Source organism: Streptomyces sp. NPDC058671 (genome assembly GCF_042716475.1).
In the GTDB taxonomy this organism is placed as follows: domain Bacteria; phylum Actinomycetota; class Actinomycetes; order Streptomycetales; family Streptomycetaceae; genus Streptomyces.
The window spans coordinates 1-1,846 of sequence record NZ_JBHXSA010000063.1 but is presented as its reverse complement, the minus strand read 5'-3'; the positions used below and the strand labels follow the sequence as shown (position 1 = coordinate 1,846).

2 protein-coding genes are annotated in these 1,846 nt (G+C 40.4%); one reads left to right on the top strand and one right to left on the bottom strand.

The genetic code is table 11. From position 1 onward, the window contains the following. Nucleotides 1-195, top strand: a 195-nt coding sequence (locus tag ACFWV2_RS33010) for a hypothetical protein (protein WP_384411106.1), incomplete at its 5' end; no start/stop codon positions are given. A gap of 293 nt (nt 196-488) precedes the next feature. On the opposite strand, the gene ACFWV2_RS33005 is transcribed toward ACFWV2_RS33010, so the two are convergent. Beyond that, complete coding sequence (locus ACFWV2_RS33005) at nt 489-986, bottom strand: hypothetical protein (RefSeq protein WP_169894459.1); 498 nt, start codon at nt 984-986, stop codon at nt 489-491. Nucleotides 987-1,846 lie beyond the last annotated feature (860 nt).

Below are 1,846 nucleotides of genomic sequence, written 5' to 3'. Positions count from 1 at the left end.
CTGGTAGACCGTCAAACCCACCTAGATCGTGCCTTACAGTTCAATGAGGAGCTTCTGGAGGAGGTTGCCTCGAGGGTCGATGCTATTGTTGCTGATTTTAATGAAAATGGTGCTGCTTATGATAGTTTAATCGAACGTGTCGAACTCGAAAAAGAAGTAAGAAAAGACATAAAAAGCATGTATGACAATGTTTAAAATATGCTTAATGAAAGACCTATTTTTAAAAACTTACACCAACAACTTAGGAATTCTTTTCCAGATTTTTATAATTCATCATTGAAGTTGTGCAACAAAGTTGCAGCATATTTTAACGCCGATTCTGGTGGTGGTGATTTACTACCACTACTTAAAGAAACACAAGAAAATGCGGTAAAAATGAAGTCTCTTAATGATGAATTGAAGGGACGAAGCGGCAAGTTCAAGCTTTAAAAGTGCAAAGCACACCAGAAAAAAGAGCCGTAAGGCTCTTAATTATTTTACTTACAACATTATTCATCTAGATTGAACTCGGTTTGAACTGTTTTTGAACCATCTGCTTTATAAATGATGTTCATTTTAATGCTTTCGTATGTTTTTCTACGATTATAAATGTCTTTCCATGTGCCTTTGCCAAAAAGGTTTGGATTCGGCATAAATGTGCCACGACCGACAGGGAGAATAATGTCCTTATCTTTTAATTTTCCAAGATAATTTGCAAAGGTCTGTGGTTTTAAATTAAGCTTTTCACAAATCATGTCTTTGCCGTATTTGCTTATATTAATCAACCCATCATAGTCCATACGCTTCATAAGCTCGTATAAGATGGAGTTGTTTGGAAGATCGTAGAGGCGATTAATATCGTCTAAATAAAGCTTTATATATTCAGGTTCAGCAGGAAACTGAATAATAGTTTCTTTTGATGATGAAATAACTTCGCCGGTTTCGTTATTTACTGCATGTGTTTCATGTGTGTATATATGGTTTTTTGTAGGTCTTTTAGAAGACATAATATGTTCCTATAAATAGTTGCTTATTCCCAGTATATACCATTTTAAAAGTATTGTCAATACCCTTAAAAGAGTACAAAGCATACCCCCACACGGTAACGAACTTACTTTTAAAAAAGTACAATTTAGAGCCTTGAAATAGCGAGGGTATACTTTTTTTTACACTCATTTCATACCCCCACAGAGTATAAAACTTACCTCCACAGAGTATAAAACTTACCTCCACAGAGTATAAAAATTGGCTGAAAGCCACGGAATACGTGGTTCCCAGTATCTTATATCTTGTATTACCCTCTTTTGACCTTCGTTATAGCAATCAAAAATAAGGGCATTTTCAGCCCGTTAGATTGCATTCGGATAGGACGGATCTACCGCAACGCGAAGCAGGTTCCACAAGCCTCGTTATGGTGATTGAGTGGGTGGCCTAGGCCGTAGGACGACGGCAAACCATGAGATCAACAGAGCGAGAGCACTGGGGAAAGCCATCGCCCGAATGGGCTGGCGTCCTGTAAATGCGGTAGCTCCGTCGGATCTATGTGCTGCAATCGAGCCTAACGCCTCACTGCGTTCGTTGTTGGGCCATTTGACACGCTTGGCCAAAAAGCCGGCCAACCATGTCAAACGACCTTAATCGGCTCGCTAATGGGCTATCAGGAGCTTCTAGGGTGGAATGGGATCGATGGATCACCATCGTCACTGTCCAACCCGCTATTGATTTTCGGGGACTGACAGCACACCCCCACATTCCCTGGAGGGAAATGTTCAGGGGTGTAATGGCACCGTTGCCGGTGCTGTTCTGGTGATAAAAGCAAGGGCAACGCAGCTTTTAAAAACAGACAGCCTCTGGAATAAACCGGAAC